19 protein-coding genes are annotated in these 20,170 nt (G+C 37.5%); 4 read left to right on the top strand and 15 right to left on the bottom strand.

Annotated features, from left to right (window positions below; all coding sequences use genetic code 11):
* Position 1 precedes the first annotated feature (1 nt).
* The 9 genes from CVD27_RS10245 to CVD27_RS10205 form a co-directional block, all read right to left on the bottom strand.
* Positions 2–982 carry an ABC transporter permease gene (locus CVD27_RS10245; protein WP_374703062.1) on the bottom strand — a complete coding sequence of 327 codons (981 nt, stop codon included), beginning with the start codon at positions 980–982 and terminating at the stop codon, positions 2–4.
* Positions 960–2,609 carry an ABC transporter substrate-binding protein gene (locus CVD27_RS10240; protein WP_101647811.1) on the bottom strand — a complete coding sequence of 550 codons (1,650 nt, stop codon included), beginning with the start codon at positions 2,607–2,609 and terminating at the stop codon, positions 960–962. Before CVD27_RS10240 ends, CVD27_RS10245 begins: the two co-directional genes overlap by 23 nt.
* 12 nt (positions 2,610–2,621) lie before the next feature.
* The gene (locus CVD27_RS10235; protein WP_101647810.1) at positions 2,622–3,959 is read right to left on the bottom strand and encodes an LLM class flavin-dependent oxidoreductase; all 1,338 of its coding nucleotides are present in this window, start codon (positions 3,957–3,959) and stop codon (positions 2,622–2,624) included.
* 82 nt (positions 3,960–4,041) lie between these two features.
* Positions 4,042–5,046 (bottom strand): LLM class flavin-dependent oxidoreductase, encoded by a 1,005-nt coding sequence (locus tag CVD27_RS10230; RefSeq protein WP_101647809.1) that lies wholly within the window; start codon positions 5,044–5,046, stop codon positions 4,042–4,044.
* A 162-nt stretch (positions 5,047–5,208) separates the two neighbouring features.
* Positions 5,209–5,538 (bottom strand): hypothetical protein, encoded by a 330-nt coding sequence (locus CVD27_RS10225; protein WP_257984321.1) that lies wholly within the window; start codon positions 5,536–5,538, stop codon positions 5,209–5,211.
* A gap of 168 nt (positions 5,539–5,706) precedes the next feature.
* The gene (locus CVD27_RS10220) at positions 5,707–6,603 is read right to left on the bottom strand and encodes a LysR family transcriptional regulator (RefSeq protein ID WP_101647808.1); all 897 of its coding nucleotides are present in this window, start codon (positions 6,601–6,603) and stop codon (positions 5,707–5,709) included.
* A gap of 320 nt (positions 6,604–6,923) precedes the next feature.
* Positions 6,924–8,012 (bottom strand): class III poly(R)-hydroxyalkanoic acid synthase subunit PhaC, encoded by a 1,089-nt coding sequence (gene phaC, locus CVD27_RS10215; RefSeq protein WP_101647807.1) that lies wholly within the window; start codon positions 8,010–8,012, stop codon positions 6,924–6,926.
* A 67-nt stretch (positions 8,013–8,079) separates the two neighbouring features.
* Positions 8,080–8,823 carry an acetoacetyl-CoA reductase gene (gene phbB, locus CVD27_RS10210; protein WP_101647806.1) on the bottom strand — a complete coding sequence of 248 codons (744 nt, stop codon included), beginning with the start codon at positions 8,821–8,823 and terminating at the stop codon, positions 8,080–8,082.
* A gap of 34 nt (positions 8,824–8,857) precedes the next feature.
* Positions 8,858–9,253, bottom strand: coding sequence for a polyhydroxyalkanoic acid synthase subunit PhaR (locus tag CVD27_RS10205; protein ID WP_101647805.1), 396 nt, complete (start codon positions 9,251–9,253; stop codon positions 8,858–8,860).
* Positions 9,254–9,712: 459 nt separating this feature from the next.
* Between CVD27_RS10205 and fabG the strand changes: the two genes are divergently transcribed.
* The 4 genes from fabG (at position 9,713) to CVD27_RS10185 (ending at position 13,370) form a co-directional block, all read left to right on the top strand.
* Positions 9,713–10,447: a 3-oxoacyl-[acyl-carrier-protein] reductase gene (gene fabG / locus CVD27_RS10200; protein WP_101647804.1), complete on the top strand. Its 735-nt coding sequence runs from the start codon at positions 9,713–9,715 to the stop codon at positions 10,445–10,447.
* Positions 10,448–10,908: 461 nt separating this feature from the next.
* A complete protein-coding gene (locus tag CVD27_RS10195; protein ID WP_101647803.1) occupies positions 10,909–12,096 on the top strand; it encodes an acetyl-CoA C-acetyltransferase in 1,188 nt (395 codons plus the stop codon).
* Positions 12,097–12,268: 172 nt separating this feature from the next.
* On the top strand, positions 12,269–12,475 hold the full coding sequence (locus CVD27_RS10190; protein ID WP_101647802.1) for a hypothetical protein: 207 nt from the start codon (positions 12,269–12,271) through the stop codon (positions 12,473–12,475).
* A gap of 247 nt (positions 12,476–12,722) precedes the next feature.
* Positions 12,723–13,370 (top strand): tetratricopeptide repeat protein, encoded by a 648-nt coding sequence (locus tag CVD27_RS10185; protein WP_180960219.1) that lies wholly within the window; start codon positions 12,723–12,725, stop codon positions 13,368–13,370.
* 81 nt (positions 13,371–13,451) lie between these two features.
* Here the strand turns inward: CVD27_RS10185 and CVD27_RS10180 are convergent, their stop codons facing one another.
* The 6 genes from CVD27_RS10180 to CVD27_RS10155 form a co-directional block, all read right to left on the bottom strand.
* Positions 13,452–14,633, bottom strand: coding sequence for an MFS transporter (locus CVD27_RS10180; protein WP_101647800.1), 1,182 nt, complete (start codon positions 14,631–14,633; stop codon positions 13,452–13,454).
* A gap of 26 nt (positions 14,634–14,659) precedes the next feature.
* The gene (locus CVD27_RS10175; protein WP_101647799.1) at positions 14,660–15,595 is read right to left on the bottom strand and encodes a carbohydrate kinase family protein; all 936 of its coding nucleotides are present in this window, start codon (positions 15,593–15,595) and stop codon (positions 14,660–14,662) included.
* A 13-nt stretch (positions 15,596–15,608) separates the two neighbouring features.
* Positions 15,609–16,934, bottom strand: coding sequence for a family 4 glycosyl hydrolase (locus CVD27_RS10170; RefSeq protein ID WP_101647798.1), 1,326 nt, complete (start codon positions 16,932–16,934; stop codon positions 15,609–15,611).
* Positions 16,935–16,948: 14 nt separating this feature from the next.
* Positions 16,949–17,773, bottom strand: coding sequence for a carbohydrate ABC transporter permease (locus CVD27_RS10165; RefSeq protein ID WP_101647797.1), 825 nt, complete (start codon positions 17,771–17,773; stop codon positions 16,949–16,951).
* A gap of 13 nt (positions 17,774–17,786) precedes the next feature.
* On the bottom strand, positions 17,787–18,737 hold the full coding sequence (locus CVD27_RS10160; protein ID WP_101647796.1) for a carbohydrate ABC transporter permease: 951 nt from the start codon (positions 18,735–18,737) through the stop codon (positions 17,787–17,789).
* An 89-nt stretch (positions 18,738–18,826) separates the two neighbouring features.
* Positions 18,827–20,116, bottom strand: coding sequence for an ABC transporter substrate-binding protein (locus CVD27_RS10155; protein WP_257984320.1), 1,290 nt, complete (start codon positions 20,114–20,116; stop codon positions 18,827–18,829).
* Between the last annotated feature and the right edge of the window lie 54 nt (positions 20,117–20,170).

Here is a 20,170-nt window from a genome sequence, read left to right as displayed (position 1 = left end):
TTTACCTTTGATCAGATCTCCGTACCCGTGGATCAATAAATGAATAGGATAAGTCAACTAATAAATTGATAATGACATAAACCATCGCACTAAAAAACACAACTCCCTGGATAACAGGTAAATCTTTTGCCATGATAGCATCCGCAACAATTCTGCCAATCCCCTGCCTTGAAAAAACGGTTTCGATGACGACAGTACCAGCCATTAATTCTCCAATATTAATGCCGATAATTGTAATCGCTGGAATTAAAGCATTTCTAAGGGCATGTTGATACATAATTATCCGTTCGGAAAGTCCTTTCGCACGAAGCGTCACAATAAATTGCTCATTTATTACTTCGAGCATGCTGGTTCTAACCATCCGAATGATTAAACCTGCACCTACAAACCCCAGTGAAAGTGATGGAAGAACAAGTGTCTGCCACCCATCTGATCCCATAGCAGGAAGCCAGTTTAAAAAGACAGAAAAGATAAGAATTAATAAAATGCCTGACCAAAATGTTGGCATTGAAATTCCAAACAAACCTATTAACCTAGCAATAAAATCAACCCATTTATTCCTGTATATTGCCGAGAGCACTCCAAATAGTAGTCCAATTGCAATAGAAAATATGGCACTCGTAAGTGTAAGAGTAAGTGTGGCTGGAAAATGTTCTAAGACTTTAGGCAGGACCGGTTCACTATTGATGATAGATTGACCAAAATTCCCATGGAGAACGTTTAAAAAATAATCAGCAAATTGAATATAAATTGGTTGATCAAACCCTAGTTCCTTGCGTAGATTGGCTACCGTTTCAGCTGATGCCGTAGAGGGATCCAGCATAGATAGCACTGGATCACCTGGCAGCAAATAGATGATGAAAAAAACAAGGATAAGGGAGCCAAAAATGGAAACTAGTGCAGATGAGATTTTTAAAAGAATCTTGTTGGCAAGTGCCACATTTCTCAGCTCCATTCCATTATTGCTTAATATTTGCATCATTAAATAACGGATAACCTAATGAATCGAATTTAATCCCGTTTACATTCTTAGATGCTGCAACCGTATAAGGGAAAACATAAATAGGAAGTATCCATGCTTGATCAATGATTTTTTGTTGCACTTTTTTATAGTACTCTTCTCTTTTTGCTAAGTCTGTTTCAACTGTACCAGCTTCCAACCATTGATCTATTTCTGTATCGGAACCGCCACCCAACCTCTTTACAGTTGCCTCCTGTTCTGGAGTTGTTGAGTGATAAAAGGCTCGCAATGCATTGGGGTCTGAATTAACTTGACTATTTCCATACAAATCATAATCGGCTTTCTGTTGAACTATTGAAGCAATATCCTTTGTAATATTAATTTCCACCTTAACTCCAATCTTTTTTAACTGCTGCTGGACCATAACGGCGATATCATTTCTCTTCTCACGATTTGGAGTACCATCAACATATGTTAATGTCAGTTTCTTTCCATCCTTCTCACGTAACCCGTCCGCCCCTTTTACATAGCCTATTTCATCAAGGAGTTGATTAGCCTTCTTTACATCAAGCTTACTGCCATTTTCAAGAGATTTATCATAACCAAAAATACCTGGTGAGAGTGGAGACCATGCTCTTGAATAGGTATCCAAGTAAAGTGTTTTTACAATCGCATCCACATCAACTGCCAGCTGAACTGCTTTCCGTGCTTTCACATCATTCCACGGAGCCCTTCTTTGATTAAAAAAGAGGGTATATGGTAAACCAATTGTGTTCACACGAAGCAATTGAGTGTTAGGATCATTCTTTAATGAGAGAATATTTTGCGGTGGTACTGTTTCTGCCGCAAGAACTTGCCCGCTTTGGACACTGCCGATACGAGTTGCCTCCTCTGGAATAATTTTAAAGGTTATTTTATCAAGATAAGGTGCATCTTTGTTTTCTACTATAGAAGGGCCCCAATGATAATCCTTATTTTTTGCAACCACAATGTCGGCATTATCGGTCCAACTGACAAACTTATATGGTCCAGTTCCTACCGGATTTTTGCCAAACTGATCACCATACTTTTCTGACGCGGTCGGAGATACAATCCCAAGCATGGCCTGGCTTAGGTTACTTAAAAACGCAGTGGATGGAGTTGTAAGATTAATTTTGATCGTGTAATCATCAACCACTTCTGACGATTGATAGGGTTTCAGAAGGGCAACCGCATTTTTTGCTTGGGTTTTTGGATCTATAATTCGGTCAAAACTATATTTAACTGCCTCCGCATTAAAAGGGGTTCCATCCTGAAACTTGACGTCCTTCCGCAGCTTAAACGTATAAGTTTTTCCATCATCCGAAACTGTCCATTCTGTTGCAAGCCAAGGCTTTATCGTATTGTCTGGTGCCTGAACCACTAAGCTGTCAAAAATGGTTCTAAATGCACGAACAGCAACAGCTAAACCACTCCTAGCGGGATCAAGTGAATCAGGAGATGTAGCAAGTGCATAGGTCAATTCGCCTCCCGATTGGGGTTGTGTCGCATCCTTTGCATTGGCTTCTTGCGAATTATTTTTTGTCCCAGTACTGCTAGCACACCCTGATAGCAAGAGTAAAAATGCTAATGAGATAGGTAGTAGGTTTTTCCATTGTTTGAGTTTCATATCCAACGCCCCTTATCTAGTTTTGATCGTATTTTTCACATAACGATTTTCTGGGTAGGGAAGTCCCAAGTTCCCACGCAATGTTTCTGCTTCATACTCCTTCCGGAAAAGATTACGTTCCTGAAGGATTGGTACAACATGATCAATAAAACTTGATAGATGACTAGGGACATTAAAATGGATAATAAATCCGTCTGCCCCCTTACTGTCAAACCACTCCTGAATGCGGTCCGCAACCTTCTCAGGTGTTCCAATAAACGGAGTACGCGGTGTTGCTGATTGTAGAGCTACTTGTCTAAGTGTTAACTTTTGTTCCCTTGCCTCCTGCTTAATACGATCTGTTCCACTTTTGAAGCTATTGGAACCTAAATCACCTAATTCCGGAAATGGTTCATCTAATGGATACTGTGAAAAATCATGATGCTCGAAAAAGCGTCCTAAATAATTAAGTGCCTGTTCAATCGATACTAAATTAGCAATCTCTTGATATTTCTGCTCCGCCTCTTCTTCTGTCCTTCCAACGATGGGCTCAATTCCAGGTAAAATCAGGATTTCATCGGGATTCCTGCCAAAGGCAGCCGCTCTGTTTTTCACATCATGATAAAATTTCTTAGCTTCCTCTAATGTTGGATGACCCGTAAATACAGCATCAGCTTCTCTCGCTGCTAGGTCCTTTCCTGCTTCAGATGAACCTGCTTGAAAGATAATTGGCCGCCCTTGCTTCGATCTCCCAATATTAAGTGGACCTTGTACCGAGAAAAATTCCCCTTTGTGATTAAGTTGATGTAATTTTTCAGGATCAAAGAACACACCTGAATCTTTGTCTCGAATAAATGCATCATCTCCCCATGAATCCCATAATCCTTTTGCTACCTCCAAGTATTCTGCAGCAATTCGATAACGTTTGGCATGGTCGGGGTGTTCTTCAATCGTTTTGCTAAAGTTTAAAGAAGTTTTCTCCAAAGGAGAGGTAACAACATTCCAGCCAGCCCGGCCTTTACTAATATGATCAACGGAAGAAAATTGACGTGCAATATTAAAAGGTTCACTATAAGAAGTGGATACAGTTCCTGCTAGACCAATGTGTGAAGTCACTGCTGCTAGTGCAGATAGAATAGTCAGAGGTTCAAACCTATTCAAAAAATGGGGCAAAGATTTATCGTTAATATGCAAGCCATCCGCAATAAAGATAAAATCAAACTTTGCCTTTTCTGACTTTTGTGCTTGCTCCTTATAAAAATCAAAATTTACACTGGCATCTGTTAATACCTCTGGATGCCTCCAAGCAGCAATATTTCCTCCCACACCATGAATGATCGTCCCTAGTTTTAATTGCTTTTTATTTGACATTCGTGATCCTGCCTTCCAGTTTTATTGTTTACAATTCCTATAAAAATAGTTGGTTTTATATTGTAAAAAATCTTCCATTTCACTATCGATTAATAGGCTGGAAAACATTTAAGGGGCTTAACAGCTGAAACGATCGAAATCTTTCTTTTTCTTGCTCAATTGGTGTATGTAGAATAAATTCATCCACCTGATACGTTTGTTGCAGTTGATTTAAAACTTCCTTTATATAACTAGGTGTCCCTGCAATAATGTCTGCTTCTTGTTCTGTAATCTCATATGACTCACCTGATTGCTCTCCAAAAATTTTTGCTTGTTCAGGTGATTGTACAGTCACCTTCCGTCCGCTTTGAAGATGAACCTTTACTATTTTTCTTTGCCCTATTAATTGGTCTGCTTCTTGTTGAGTAGGTGCAGCAATGATGGCTAAAGAAATGACAAATCTCCCATTAGGAAAACCTTTCCTATAGATGTTTGCTGCCTCTTCCAGTACATGTTCATCACTATTGATAAATTTTGCAAAAACAAAGGATATGCAAAGATTAGCCGCAAGCTTGGCACTAGCTGTACTTGCTCCTAGTAAAAAGATTTCAGGTTTTACCGGGGGAATGGGTGTGGCTTTTATCCCTGCGAGTGGGTGTTTGTTTTTTACTGAATTTTCAATAAATTTAATTAATAAAGATAGCCGTTCTGAAAAATCCTTTCCATCATTGACCGTTCCATGCTGCAGAGCCTTTGTTGACAACGGAAGACCACCTGGTGCTTTCCCAACCCCAAGGTCTACTCTTCCAGGTGCCAGGTTTGATAAGACATGGAAATTTTCTGCCACCTTATAAGGACTGTAATGCTGAAGCATCACTCCTCCTGAACCAACTTGAATGGTCTTTGTTTGAGCCAATAAATAAGAAATTAATACTTCTGGTGACGATCCTGCCAATTGTTCAGCATTATGATGCTCTGAAACCCAAAAACGTGTATACCCCCATTCTTCAGCTTTTTGTGCAAGTAAAACTGTCTGCTGCAACGCATGAGTAGCATGGGTTCCAGGAAATATCGGGCTCTGATCTAATATACTTAATTTATAACTCATTTACCTTTCCCTCCGTTTTATTCCGGCTTTACCGATTAGAAAAGTGTGTTCTTGTATTGTTTTTTATCCTATCACTGAAAATGATTACCTAACAATACTTTCACTAATTGGAAAAAATCTTCTTTTGAATGAAAAAATCTATTAGTATTAATTTTTTTAAATCTACCCATTAGCTTGAATAAAATCATTTAACCTCTTTGTAAGCCCGCCATGTCCAAATCGTATAAATTTTGATTGATTCGATTCGATTAACTCCTCTTTAACAGAATCTAGGAAGGCCAAAAGCTGAATCCTGCGGCTATAAATATTATCAATCCCAAAATCGTAAAACCATTGATCAATGGTATTATATACACCTCGATTAACCTTATATTGTTGATTACACCAACTAAAAAACTGTAAATCTGGCATATTTAGATATTTATAATGTTCGAAGGATTTTCGCTCCTGGTTTTTAAAAAATGGTCTCACATTTGCACTTTGTACTTTCATACTTATCCCTCCAATATACCCAAGAATACACACAAGAATAGTAGGATTTAGAACAGGATTCTCTGAAAAATGTTTATTTGATTATTGACATCATCCTATCATTAAGAAGTTTGAAATGGCAATACACTGGCTGATAGAAAAATTTAAACTTACAATTAATAAATTCAATTACAACGGAAAACTTTGATATTCAAATTCTTTCACAGACAAAAGAATATCTTCCCAGATTTTCGAATAGCCAAAACCACTAATTAAATGTGCAGCAAAAATATGCTGATTAATCTGAAGCATATGGGAAGTATCTATTTCAATCAGTTCGCCCCGCCGAAGCTCCTCTTTAATACTTAAGGATGGTAAAAATCCAATGCCATTTTTACTTAGAATAATAGATTTTGCTACTTCGAGGTGGTCAACAAGAAAATCTACTTTTGGTTCAACTTTGGCCCCCTCAAATAAGTGAAAGACTCTATTCCAGTCAAAAGCTCCACATTCAAAAAATACCATTTGTTCATTGGCTAATTCTCGAACAGAAATTTTCTCTTGATACTGAAACGAGTGTCCAGGATAAACTACTAATTTCACAGAATTATTTAGAAGCTTATGCTTTTGAACACCATGATTAGATACATCCTTCATGAGAGCGATATCGACTTGCTTCTGCAAAAGTTTTTCCAACAATGCCTCGTTTGAGACTGAAATAAATTTAAAGCGAAGCTGAGGATGTTGCTTTTTTAAGATTGGCAGGGCAAATGGAATAAAATATTGTGATGTAATGATATTCGCACCAATCACAATTTCCTCTGGATGATTTTCTTTTTTTAATAATTTCTTACCTTGCTGATAGGTATTGATGATTTGTTCTGCATACGGAATAAAAGACTTTCCCTCCTCAGATAATGTCAAACTCCTCCCTCTTCGTAAAAATAATTCGATGCCAAGATCCTGCTCTAATGTTTTAATTCTCGCTGTAACAGTTGGCTGTGATAAAAAGAGCAATTCCGCTGCTTTGTGAATACTTTCCAAACGAACCACATACAAAAAAGCTTCAAGATGATCAATGTTCAAATTAGGAGACCCCCTTTTGATTTCCAATGAAGCATTGTTTATAAGCTGGGCAAAACTACTGGAAATAAAAAGGCTCCTATCCGCATTATGCGTGTAGGAGCCTTTGGTCGACCAATCAGCTTCAATATCTTTTTGATTTTCTAAATCTTAACCTAATTAATCCTATAAGTAAAGTAGGAATATTACTTTTTTTCAAAAACATTTCTTAAAATATTTTTCTTGTGAATTATCTGATAATTTATTATAATTTTTCTTACCTATATAAAAAGTGAGTGCATAAAGTCACTCACTTTGGGTAAACAATGATTAAAGCTTAATAATTAATTTGAACGTTCTGCAAGCCAGTCGCCAATAGTTGGGTAAGTAATCTTTGAAGCTTGTCTGCCAAATGTAATAGACGTGTGACCCACAGGAAGATTATTAAACTGTTTGTCTTTACTAGAAATAGCGTCCATTAAGGCTTCTACCATATGCGGCTGGGCAATGAGATCATTTTGGCCTGCTAAATTCAGTACATTAGCAGTGATATTTTTCAAATCAACTTTTCGGCCGCGAACAACCAATTCCCCTTTAATCAGCTTGTTTTTCTGATAAAAATCTCTTATCCATTGACGATAAGATTCACCAGGGAATGGAATGCCGTCGTTAAGCCATTTTTGCAGAAGTTGAAAGCTTTTTACAAAACTCTCATTATCCGCACGGTCAACAAGGCTTATAAATGGACCATAGAAATTAGCCATTGGCTTTGACAGTTTGTTTCCATAGTCAATCATTTCAGGAGGAATGACACCCATGGTATCTACTACTTTATCAATATTAAAGTATTTCTCATTTAACATTTCACCATAAGAACCTGAATCCTCAAAATCGAACGGACTTGTCATAAAGACCAGATTACGAATTGGCAATTCAGGGTAAAGGGCCGCAAAAATAGACGTCATTGTACCGCCCATGCAATAACCAAGAATAGATAATTCATCAGCATTTGATGTCTTTAACACTTTTTTAACTGCTCGGGGGATATAGTCGATAATAAAATCATCTAGTTTCATATTTCTATCTTCATAGCCTGGTGTACCCCAATCCAGTAGATAGACGTCAAAGCCATTATTAACTAGATATTCTATTAAACTACCGCCCTTAGTTAAGTCCAAAACGTATGGTTTATTGATTAATGCATAAACCATCAGTAATGGGATTTTATGTTTTTTCGGTTGTTCAGAAATATAACGATAAAGTTTTGTTTTATTTTTAGTCCATACCACCTCTTTAGGGGTAGGTCCTACTTCTGGCTTTGGATCAACGGTTAACACTTGAGTTGCCTTAATAACACGCTTAATCTGCTTCCCATATTCTTCTGGGAAGAAATCAAGAAGCATGTCCCAGTCTTTTTCTGCAACTAGGCTCATGTTGTTCACTCCTTCCTTTATTTCAGTCATTATTTACTATATACAGAAAAAGTTGAATTCATGACAGTTACATGTATAGTCCGCCATTAATATTAAGCTGCTGTCCAGTAATATAGCTTCCATCTTTGCATAGGAATGCCACTCCACGAGCAACTTCTTCCGGTTTTCCTAGACGTTTTTGAGGAACTTTTTCTACAATACCAGCTAATACCTTTTCTGGAATAGCTTGAACCATTTCTGTACCGATAAATCCTGGGCAAATGGCATTTACGGTCACATTGGATTTTGCTAATTCAAGAGCAAGTGATTTTGTATAACCGATAAGGCCGGCTTTTGCTGCAGCATAGTTGGTTTGTCCAAAACCGCCTGCTTGTCCAATAATAGATGAAATGTTGATAATGCGGCCTGCATCTGATTCCAAAAGATAAGGCAATGCAGCAGATGTAGTATTGTAAACACTGTTTAAATTAACATCAATTACCTTTCTCCAGTCTTCAGAACTTAATTTTTTGAATGTACTATCTCTTGTAATCCCTGCATTGTTAACCAAAATATCTAATCGGCCATAATGATCGATTGCTTCCTGGACAAGATGAGCTGCTTCTTCACTATTAGAAACATCTGCCCGGACAGCATATGCTTCTCCGCCGATCTCATTTATATCTGCGACCATCTTTTCAGCTAATTCTTCACGAGAAACAAAGTTAAGAACCACTTTTACACCTTGTCTTGCAAGTTCCATTGATATTGCTGCACCAATGCCTCTGCTGCCACCTGTTACGATTGCTACTTTGCCATTTAAGTTTGTCATGATTTTCATCCCCCATTAGATGTTAGTATGTAAATTATTCTTTAGTCTTTAAAATAGAAAGAATTTGGTTTAGCTTTTTATCAAGATTCTTCATTTCGGTTTTTAATTCTGTTAATTCGCTTTTAAATGACACCTGATTGTCAAGGGTCTCGAGTTTATCCTCAAGTAACTCTTCTAAACTGTCAACTTTTGCATCAACATTGACAATTTGAGAGGACAAGTTTGCAAGGTCCTTGCGTGATGGCATATTCCCGAGTTCTAAATACTTCTCTGTTGTTTCGTCCATTAATTTCTTAAATTGTAGATTCATGTCCAAAATTTGTCCAATGCCTTGGGATGGAAAAGATTCAGTTATTTTCTCATCATAAAGTTTACTGGACTGGTTATAAAGATCCTTCCACATATCAAGAATGTTAAAATCTGTAGTCAATTTAATTCCTCCTTGTAATTTTTCTCGACATTTTTATCATACTAACATCTTTCAAACAATTAAAGAACAAACATTAAAAATAATCTAAAAATATTATTGCAATTTACGACATTTTTCTAACCTCTATGTTGATTACATATATAGAATTTTTTTAAAACTCCTCAAAACCCAATAATAGAAACGGTTTAAGCGTTTACAAAATCCGTTTTTTTTGGTGATTAAATTTTCATTTGTTCTATTTTTGTTATAAGTTGAATAGTATTTTTAGCAAATCGCGATTGTTTTTTTTAGAATATATGATTGTTTTGTGGTCACGCAATACCTGTTTTTTCAACAAGTATCGACAAATTTATCGCGTTCGTTGTTTTTTTTGTTCACAAATTAGACAAAATTTCAGACTGTATTTGTTTCTCTTCAGATTTCTGGTTTAAGAAAAATTTTAAAAAAGAGGTGGATGGTTTGAAGTTTAGTGAAAGCGTTGTTTTAATTACTGGCGGAGCTCAAGGAATTGGAAAAGAAACTGCAAAGAAATTTTTAATCGAAGGAGCGAATGTGATTATTTGTGATTATGATGAATCTGCTGGCAGAAAGGCATTAGAAGAATTAAATGATGAAAAAGCAGAATTTTTTCAAGTCAATGTAACAGATAGCTCACAGATTGAAGGAATGGTTGAAGCTATTGTTCAAAAGCATAGTAAAATCGACGTTTTAATAAACAATGCGGGGATTACCCTTGACGGATTTCTTACAAAGATGGAGGAATCGGATTGGGAAAAAGTCATTTCAGTTAACTTATCTGGGGTTTTTAAATGCACCAAAGCGGTCGCCCCGATTATGTTGAAACAAGGATCGGGTGTCATCCTTAATGCATCTTCTGTCGTCGGTCTATACGGTAATATTGGTCAAACTAATTATGCTGCGACAAAAGCTGGCGTAATCGGATTAACTAAAAGCTGGGGAAAAGAATTTGGACCAAAGGGAATTAGAGTAAATGCGGTTGCACCTGGTTTCATAGAAACTGGCATGACTGCCGCGGTTCCAGAAAAGGTACTCAATTATATGAAAGATAAAACCCCACTAAAAAAACTCGGTAAACCAGAGGATATTGCAGCAGCCTACCTTTTCTTGGCATCAGATGATGCAAAATATATTAATGGCACTGTTTTAAGTGTTGATGGAGGCTTGGTTATATAAAGTTAATTTTTGAAATATATAGATTTGATATCAAAGCTGAAAGGGGAAAAACATCCTATCCATGTTTTTTCCCTTTTTCCATTCAATAATCAATACATTATTACTATATGAACAATCATGTTTTTGTCGATATCCTAAAAAAAGAAGATAGTTGAGAAATTTATTTCTACAATTCTTACTATTTTTCAACAAATTTCTCGCCTATCTAATCAATATATGGAACTCGTTTTATTTTGTTTGGATAGGAAATAGAGAATAAGCTTTTAACCGCAACTCAATAGTGTTTTCCTCCACTATATTCCTTCATAAAATATAATGAATTTCCTGAGAAAGTTTTATAAAATCTATTAAAGCGGCCTCTGATTTTGTCGAATAGTTAATGGGTAATCTATTAATTTTATGTAGTATTATATGGGAGGAAATTATACATAGCATTAATATTTACTTTGGGAGGTATTAGGATGTCAGTAAACGAAGTTGTTATTGTTAGTGCAGTTAGAACACCTATTGGAAGTTTTCTAGGAAGTTTACAAAATGTTTCAGTTAAAGAACTTGGAGCCACTGCAATCAAAGCGGCGATTGAAAGAGCAGGTATTTCTCCTAATCATGTTGATCAAGTGATTATGGGAAATGTGTTACAATCTGGCGCAGGACAAAACCCTGCAAGACAAGCCTCCCTTGCGGCAGGAGTTCCTCAGGAATCCCCAGCTATTTCGATTAATATGGTTTGTGGTTCTGGTTTAAGAGCCGTTCACTTAGCAACACAAGCGATTCTTTCTGGAGAAGCTGAAGTAATTGTTGCAGGCGGAATGGAAAATATGAGCCAATCACCATATATCTTAAAAGGCGGCCGCAATGGTTTTAAAATGGGAGATCAGAAAATTTTAGACAGCATGATTCAGGATGGGTTATGGTGCGCTGAAAATAATTATCACATGGGTGTAACAGCTGAAAATCTTGCAGAAAAGTATGAAATCTCACGAAATGAGCAAGATGAGTTTGCTGCATGGAGCCAACAAAAGGCTCAAGCTGCGATTGAGTCTAATAGATTTGCAGATGAAATTGTTCCGGTTGAGATACCAGGTCGTAAAGGTCAAGTAACCGTCTTCAGCCAGGATGAGTTCCCTAAGTTTGGAACAACCGCTGCAAGCTTAGAAAAACTTCGTCCTGCATTTAAAAAAGATGGATCAGTAACAGCTGGTAATGCTTCAGGTATTAATGATGGTGCAGCTGCTTTAGTTGTTATGAGCCGTAAAAAGGCAGAAGAGCTTCAGCTAAAGCCATTGGTAGTGATTAAAGCCAATGCAGTTGCTGGTGTGGACCCAAGTATTATGGGTATCGGACCTGTTCCAGCAATTAAAAAAGCTTTAAATACTGCTTCCCTTTCATTAGAAGATCTTGATTTAATTGAGGCAAATGAAGCATTTGCAGCTCAATCCATTGCTGTTGACCGTGAATTACATTTTGATAAAGAAAAGTTAAATGTTAATGGCGGAGCAATCGCCTTAGGACACCCTATTGGTGCGAGCGGGGCAAGAATTTTAGTGTCATTAATTCATGAAATGAAGAAACGAGAAGATCGTTTTGGTTTAGCTACATTATGTGTGGGCGGAGGCCAAGGTGTAGCAACAATCGTTGAAAATATTTAATCAGAATAGAAAAATCTCAACAGACTAGAGGATAACTCCTTTCTGAATTATTATAAGATTCAAAATAAATTCATTATTTTTCCTCTTCCAGAGATTCTTTTTACCTTATAATTAGGATATAGGGAATATATTTTTAATTCCCTAATCCTTTTTAAGAAGGGAGGCCCTGATCATGTCATTCGCTGATTTTAACGATATTTACCGAATTTGCTCTAACTTTGATGATGATGATGGACATTCATTAGATATGGTTAAATTAGGAATCGATATGACACCTGGTTCTTCTGTTGCAGATTTACGCCAAACCGGTTCGTACCGTTGGTGGGAAGCTGCTGAAAAAGAAATTCAGCAAGAAAAAAGAGAAACAGTCCTTATCTAACTGTTCATGTGAATGGCAGGTAAATGGATGATCAAGCATTTTATTCAAGTTAATTAGGCATCCCTTGTATATTCATGTTTAGAATATACGAGGGATGTTCATTTACCCATCCTAATTTTACTATAAAACATTTGTTCTCTTGAAAAACAAATAGGTTCCCCTACAAAAAACCAAGATGCTAATGGTTTTTTTATTTATCTATATTACTAGCAATTACTATATTCTAAAACTATTAGGAGGGAATAATTTGAAAATCGGTGAAACTAAATTAAATAGTGACTTCAATAAAATGCTCAATAATGAACATGTTTTGGTAGAAAATGATACTCTTCAGGACCTTTTTAAGAAATATAAAAGATTCTATGAAGCTGAAAGCTTTTTAGAATCATTAGAGATTTTAACTCAAACTCTAAATAAAGGATTCTCTCATGCGGAGTTCGAAATGGGAAAACACCACTATTTCGGTAATGACCAATTAGGTGTGGTAAAAGACTATCTTAAGGCATTCAAATACTTTTCTGAAGCTGCCGATCAAGGACATGCTGGTGCTCTTTATTACCAAGGGATTATGTATCTTGAAGGTTTAGGTGTTGTTTTAGATATTAATCAAGCACTACTTTCTCTTAATAATGCTGCAATTCAAGGTGAAACGGAAGCAATAGATACATTAGGTAAAATTTATCAATTTGGATACTCTAACATTTTACCTGATTATAAAAAAGCAGAAAGCTATTATAAAAATGCTGTTAAGCTAGGTTATCCACCTTCCATGTTAAATCTTGCCGTTTTACTCGAAAAACAATTTAGGTTTGAAGAAGCATATGAGTTAATTATCGAATCAGCAAAACTGGGTTATATGGGAGCAATTCATTATGGTTTAAGTACATACAAATAATGAGCTCTTTAAATAAGTAAAGGTCATTGAGAGGAAGCTCAATGACCTTTGCTTATGTTATAGGGAAATAGTTAATATACGCTATGAAAAATAGCGATTAGGCTTAGTGGAAGTTTTATAATTTTTCTGCCATAAAAACGTGATGAAAAAGAGAAGTGCTGCAAAAGCAGTGATACACCCCATCGTCAAATACATAAACCTTCCACCGTATGTTTGAAATAGCCAGCCTCCCGCCATATTGCCGAATATAGACACTATACCAAAGCTCGTAATGGCCAAAACTGTTTGCCCTGTACTACGTAAATGGTCAGGTACCATGCGGACAACTGCCTGCAAAGCAATCAGCCATAGGGGTGCAAATGTTACACTTTGACTGACTTGAAGAAACGTTAAGATCACCGGAGAAGTGATCAGAGCAGTGGAGGTCCATCGCAATGTATAAAGAATGCATACAATACTAAGCAATGGTATTTCTTTATATTTTTCTATATGCTTCCCTAAAAAATAAAAAACGGGTACTTCACTTGCTGCTAGTATAGTTGTAGCAAAACCGATTAGCTGCTCACCCGCCCCCAACTCCTTCATATGAATGCTGAACATGCTGTTTAAACCATTAGGGATTGATAAAATAAAAAGCAAGACTAAGAACCAAGTAAATTCCTTATTTTTAAACAGCATTACAATATCTTGCAATTCAACAGCTTCCGTTGATTCCCATTGCTCCTGTATTGGAAGAATTGTTACCATAATGATAATTAGAAAGGACCAATAAATCAGATTTAGCTTGTTAATTCCTGTAAACTCCAATAATGGCCCTGCCAATAAAGCAATTCCAGCGAACCCAATGGAAGACCACAAGCGAATATGCCCATATTTTGTCTTAAGAGTGTTTACTTTCCATACAGCCATACTATCAATTAACACACCCGAGGGAGACCAGACCAGATAAAATAAAATCGAAAAAATTAGCACCACGGGAAGTGTTTTACTAATGAACATCCCAGTACTTATGATTAGACACGATAAAAATAATATCAAAAGGATTTTTTTTATCGTTTTAAACCGATCGCTTAAAAAAGCCCATATCGGTTGGCCGATGACACCAAACAAGGAAGCGATTCCAAGAATAAAACCTACATCTAATGGAGAAAAACCCTGATGAATAAAATATAGCGGTAAAAATGGGCCAATTAATACATTTGTACCACCAAACACAAAGAATAATAGCTTTAAAGAAAAGATTTGCTTTTTTATCTCTTTCATCCTTTCCACCACCGTGGATCAACTACTTAACCCGCAAAGCTGTTTTGAAATAGGCTTACCTCTTCCATACTTGGAACAGAGCTCGCTCCTCCAATTCTTAAGGTTGCTAGAGCACCACAGGCATTGGCAAATCGGAGCAATTCCTCCCCCCTTTTATTTGCTAAATAACCTGAAATTAACCCTGCATTAAAAGAGTCCCCCGCACCCGTTGTGTCAATCGGGTTTACCAAAAACGCTTCTACATGAAGGGACGTACCATTATTATCAAACAGAACTGAACCGTGTTTCCCTCTTTTCACCGCAACCATGCCACGCTTTTGAGGAAGATTTTCCGGGATATCCGATAATTGATTGATATTTAAAATATGAAACAATTCATCTTCACTCGGGATAAAGAAATCTGTAAACTCAAGCAGTTCAAGAAGGTCGCTGGAATGCCATTGATTGTCCGGGTCCCAGCCGGTGTCGAATGAGGTGCTGACTCCGGATCTTTTGGCTTCTGAAAAAATCTCTTTCCATTTTTGCCTGATATCCTGCTGTAAATAGTAAGAACCAAAATGAATGTGATCTGCCATTTGAAATAACCCTTTAGGCAAATATTCTTTTTTCAATTTTGGTATCGCACCCATGTAGGTCAAGAGCGCCCGATCCTTTGAGGTTGACAAAGAAAGGGTTACACCTGTTTTCAATTTAGGGTCTATTGTAACAAAATTAGTTTTTACCCCTTTGGTGTTTAGCTGATTTATACAAAAGTGGCCGAATGGGTCATCCCCGACGACACCAACAAAATATACCGAATGTCCTAGACCCGCTAAAACACATGCCGTGATTGCCGAAGATGAACCCAGCACCTGTTCAAAATGATCGACCAGCTTTTCCCGATTCCATTCCGGCGTGATGTCCTCTCCTGAGAAAATTAAATCGACGTTTAACTCTCCCAAAACAAAAATGTTTTTCTCCATTTTGACCTTCTCCTTAGCTAAAATATTGCGGCAGATGCTCTCGATTGGCTTCCAGTAACTCATGTGCCAATCTTAATGCAGCACCCTCTGTTTGAACGGAACCATCTGCGAGTAACGCCTCTACAAATAAAGAAACATCGCCCGTCAATGCAGCTTCTACCGTTAAATCCACGACCGTCAGTCTTTTTCTAATAAAGGATGCCGCAATGGACGGATAATCAGGCAAATAAAGCGGTTTAAAACCTCCTGCTGCGGCAACTGCCGGAAGCTCAAGGACTGCATGCCTAGGCAGATTGGGAATGGCGCCATTATTAGGCATATTCACCGAAAAAATCTTTCTTTCATCGAAGTAAAGTGAATGTAGAATATCAACCAGTTGCTCATGCTCCCCATCAGACCGTTTGAAGAGATGATGGTTCAATTCCCGTCTGCCGTCAGCCATTTCATGCATTTCTTCGTAGATTCGGTCCCCGTCGGCAATAACATCTTCAAACGAAATTGCCTCGACACCCAGCTTTTTTCCATAATAATCGCCGCTGGCAAACCGTTCCGGGAAAAACTCCACGACATGACGGTCCAAAACAGCCGGGAACATTTTATATTTTTCAAAAAAAGTCCAAGAGAATGGGTTGTCAGCATATTGGAGAGTCTCTTTTTTTTGCAGCTCATAATACCTTTCTATTAATAATTGTTTCGCATCCTCCCCACTTACCCTGATATCGTAAAGGAAGGTTAGATGGTTTAAACCCACACCAATGGATTTAACTTCTGATAGTTTCCTTCCCAAGTAACGCGCCAAGTATTGCTCGACATGGATGACACCATGGCATAGTCCTATCACATTCATTCCCAGTTCCTTATGGATGGCTGCACAGATTGCCGTCATCGGGTTGGAGTAGTTAAAGAAATAAGCATTGGGACATAATTCTTGTATATCTCTAGCAATCTCTAACATGACGGGAATCATTCTCTGTGCCCGGGATATTCCACCTGGCATAGTCGTATCGCCAACAGGCTGATAGATTCCATATTTTCTCGGAATGAATACATCATCTTCCCAAGCTCGTCTACCGCCAACGGCTATAGTGGTTATCACCACATCGGCATTTGGAAGCAATTCCCGTCGATCAACTGAAGAATGAATCTCCATATCGGCAGCTTTTACTTCTACCATTTTTTTCGTCAGCTTGGTAATGGAATCAAGCGCTTTTTCATCAATATCAACAAGACCAATTTCAAGCGGGGCAAAGTCTTTCCCAGAAGTAATAAAATCAGCGACTAATCCTTGGGTAAATACAGAACTGCCTGCACCAATAAGAACAATTTTCCTCTTTTTCAATTAAAGGTCCCTCCCTATTTCATTCCAGTCATCGTCATACCTTTAATGAATTGGCGTTGGAACAATAAAAATACAATCACGACAGGAATCATGATTAACACCCCGGCCGACATTACCACATTGTAATTCACAACATGTTGTCCGTTAAAAAATACTAAAGCCAGCGGAACTGTCATTTTATTAAGGTCGTTTAGAACAATCAACGGCCATAAATAATCATTCCATGCTCCCATAAAAGTAAAGATGCCGACAGCTGATAACGCCGGTCTTATCTGCGGTAAAATTAGACTCCAGAATGTCCGGAATTCTCCCGCCCCATCTATTCTGGCTGCTTCGATTAAATCATTAGGGATTGATTCAATAAACTGTTTCGCCAGGAAAATGCCAAATCCACTGATTAAATTGGGAATGATTAATGCCGTCAAATGATTGATTAACCCCAAATCAGAAACAATCAAATATCTTGGGATCATGATGACTTGAAAGGGAACCATCATGGTCGCTAAAATCAGGACAAAGGAAAACTTCTGCCCCCTAAACTTAAATTTGCCAAAAATGTAACCTGCCATTGCACTAGTAAAAAGTGTAGCCAGTGTAATCAGAGTGGAAGATATCAAACTATTAATCAACCATTGAACAAAAGGAGCATCCTGAAAAACTGTTTTATATCCTTCAAAAGTTATTTTCTTTGGAAAAATATTGGCTGCACCTGAAAGAATTTCGTCACTGCCTTTAAACGAAGACAGCACCATCCAAATGAATGGGATAAACATAATGGCAGCACCGAGAAAGACGAATAAAAATAAGAAGAAATAAGGAAGATCCAGTTTCTTTTTCATATGGCCCTGCCTCCTAATATTCCCACTGGGATTTTCCCAGTTTAAGCTGCATAATCGTAATAATCAGGATGATCACAAACAAGACGGATGCGATTGCGGAAGCATAGCCCATATTCATAAACTTAAATGCGTGATCATAGATGTTTAAGGCTAGCACACGGGTTTCATTTTGAGGTTCACCATTCGTCAAGATTTGGAATTGAGGAAACATTTGAAAATAGGAAAGACAGGTCATAATCGTTACAAAAAGTGTTGTACGGCTTAACAAAGGAACGGTGATATTCCAAAAGCTCTTCCAGCGGTTGGCACCATCCAATTCAGCAGCTTCATAAAACATTTTGGGAATCGAATCAAGGCCTGCCATAAAGATGACAATATTAAAACCTATGTCAGCCCAAAGTGTCATTGCAATGACCGAGTACATGGCAATCGCCGGATCGGATAGCCAATCAACACTCGGCATATTTAATGAATTAAGAATGACATTAAAGAGGCCTGTATCCTTGTTAAACATCGTGGACCAAACAACGGCAGACCCAGCCAAAGGCGCAATACACGGCAGAAAGTAAATGGTCCTGAACAGGTCTCGAAAGACCTTGCTTCTAATTTTATTAATACCAATGGCAATCATTAAAGTTAAAACGATATTGGCAGGAACAGCAATAATGACAAATTTAAATGTATTCCAGAATGATTTGATAAAAACATCATCTTTTAGCATATCACGATAATTTTGCAATCCAATAAATGGGGAATGTTCTTCCAGCGCATTATACTGATAAAAGGACAAAACCAGCCCCCAAACAATTGGAATAACTGAAAAGACTAAAAATAATGTCATGATGGGTGTTAATGAAAAGAATACAAAACGATTTTGGGCTTTTATTTGAGATGATTTTCCTTTTTTCTTCACCTTAACCTTTGGAGCAGAATTGGTTGAAGTTGTTTCGGGAATAGATGACATGTGCGGCCCCCCTTCACAAGTTTATAATTCCTATCAAATAAACAATAGAATGGGAGGTGATCCAAGTCGCCTCCCATTCAAAGGAGTGGTTATTTTTTATCCAGCATTTGATTTATGGTGGTTTCAATCTTCTTAAGTCCATCCTCAACTGAGGTTTTTTCTGCCGCAATCAACTGGAAGTTATCATTAATCGTCTTCTTCAAGAAATCTGTATCAATTAACCCAATAAATCTTCCATATGGCAGGACATCGATGGATGCTTTCATTTTTGGCAAGGCTTTCAAAAATTCCGGATCCTGGGCAGCTTCTTTGTTTGCAGGAACAGTAAATGTTGTGATATTAAAGTATTTTGCTTTGTCTTTTTCTGTCATGTAGCGAATAAACTTCCAGGCTTCTTCTTGATGCTTACTGCTTTTAGCAACAATTTCACCCCAGCCAGATTCAGCTGCAAAGTATGGCGGTTGGTCAGTAAAAGATGGAATAGGAATATAATCCAATTTCTCCGTTTTATAATTTTCCTTACCCACTGCGATTGTCCATGGTCCGCGATAAACCATCGCTGCTTTGTTTTTATAGAAAAGATCGGAGATATCCAGGTTTCCGCTAAAATCACGGAGATTCGTTACCTTATAATCCGTAACAAACTTTTTAAGCTCCTCCATGGCTGTTATTGCTTCTGGTGTCGTAAAATTAACATGTCCGTCACTCGTCCAATAATCTCCTTTTTGCTGAAGAATAAGCGATAAAAACGTAAATGTAATATTGTCACCGCTGATGAAGTCAAAGCCTTTTATATCAATTTTACCGTTTTTTGTCACGGTCAGTTTTTTAGCATCGTCAATAAGTTCGTTCCATGTTTTTGGATATTCAAGGCCGGCTTTCTTAAACATGTCCGGGTTGGCCAATACACCGCCATTTTCAATATTATATTCCTGTGGTATTCCATATAATTTGTCATCCAACGTGTAGGCACCTAAGGCAGGTTCATAGAAGGTAGATTTCGCCCAATCCTTCATATCGTCAGGAATAGGGGAAAGCAATGCATTTTTTGAATATTGCGGTACCCAGCTGCCAAAAACCTGAGCGAGGTCAGGGGGATTCTTTGATGCATAAGCCGCTTTTAGTTTTTGGATAAAGGCGTCATAGGGGAAGATTTGTAATTTAATTTGTACATTTGGATTTTTGGCCTCATACTCCTTAATAAATTGTTTATTGGCCTTTACAAAAGCAGGACCATCATGGCTCCACCAGGTCAATGTCACTTTACCATCAGAATCTCCATTTGATGAGCTAGTTTCACTGTTACTGCATGCGGCTAACGGGAGCAATAGTGTTAATAAGGAGATTAAGATAAATAAGCTTCTTTTGATTGAAATCAAGTAAACCCCTCCTTTTTTGTTAACCCATTTTAGAGCAGGCAAATTCAGCATTTG

The sequence above is a fragment of the Neobacillus cucumis genome (genome assembly GCF_002860255.1).
GTDB classification, from domain to species: Bacteria; Bacillota; Bacilli; order Bacillales; family Cytobacillaceae; genus Neobacillus; species Neobacillus cucumis_A.
The sequence above is the reverse complement of the archived record's forward strand: the minus strand, read 5'-3'. Positions and strand labels throughout refer to the sequence as shown.

What these genes read in the sequence shown, in the direction of transcription:
- CVD27_RS10165 (WP_101647797.1), bottom strand. Translation starts at nt 17,773, where the DNA reads ATGAAAAAGAAACTGGATCTTCCTTATTTCTTCTTATTTTTATTCGTC.
- CVD27_RS10225 (WP_257984321.1), bottom strand. Translation starts at nt 5,538, where the DNA reads ATGAAAGTACAAAGTGCAAATGTGAGACCATTTTTTAAAAACCAGGAG.
- CVD27_RS10160 (WP_101647796.1), bottom strand. Translation starts at nt 18,737, where the DNA reads ATGTCATCTATTCCCGAAACAACTTCAACCAATTCTGCTCCAAAGGTT.
- CVD27_RS10190 (WP_101647802.1), top strand. Translation starts at nt 12,269, where the DNA reads ATGTCATTCGCTGATTTTAACGATATTTACCGAATTTGCTCTAACTTT.
- CVD27_RS10235 (WP_101647810.1), bottom strand. Translation starts at nt 3,959, where the DNA reads ATGTCAAATAAAAAGCAATTAAAACTAGGGACGATCATTCATGGTGTG.
- CVD27_RS10180 (WP_101647800.1), bottom strand. Translation starts at nt 14,633, where the DNA reads ATGAAAGAGATAAAAAAGCAAATCTTTTCTTTAAAGCTATTATTCTTT.
- CVD27_RS10245 (WP_374703062.1), bottom strand. Translation starts at nt 982, where the DNA reads ATGATGCAAATATTAAGCAATAATGGAATGGAGCTGAGAAATGTGGCA.
- CVD27_RS10240 (WP_101647811.1), bottom strand. Translation starts at nt 2,609, where the DNA reads ATGAAACTCAAACAATGGAAAAACCTACTACCTATCTCATTAGCATTT.
- phbB (WP_101647806.1), bottom strand. Translation starts at nt 8,823, where the DNA reads ATGACAAACTTAAATGGCAAAGTAGCAATCGTAACAGGTGGCAGCAGA.
- CVD27_RS10175 (WP_101647799.1), bottom strand. Translation starts at nt 15,595, where the DNA reads ATGGAGAAAAACATTTTTGTTTTGGGAGAGTTAAACGTCGATTTAATT.
- phaC (WP_101647807.1), bottom strand. Translation starts at nt 8,012, where the DNA reads ATGAGCCTAGTTGCAGAAAAAGACTGGGACATGCTTCTTGATTTCTTC.
- CVD27_RS10195 (WP_101647803.1), top strand. Translation starts at nt 10,909, where the DNA reads ATGTCAGTAAACGAAGTTGTTATTGTTAGTGCAGTTAGAACACCTATT.
- CVD27_RS10230 (WP_101647809.1), bottom strand. Translation starts at nt 5,046, where the DNA reads ATGAGTTATAAATTAAGTATATTAGATCAGAGCCCGATATTTCCTGGA.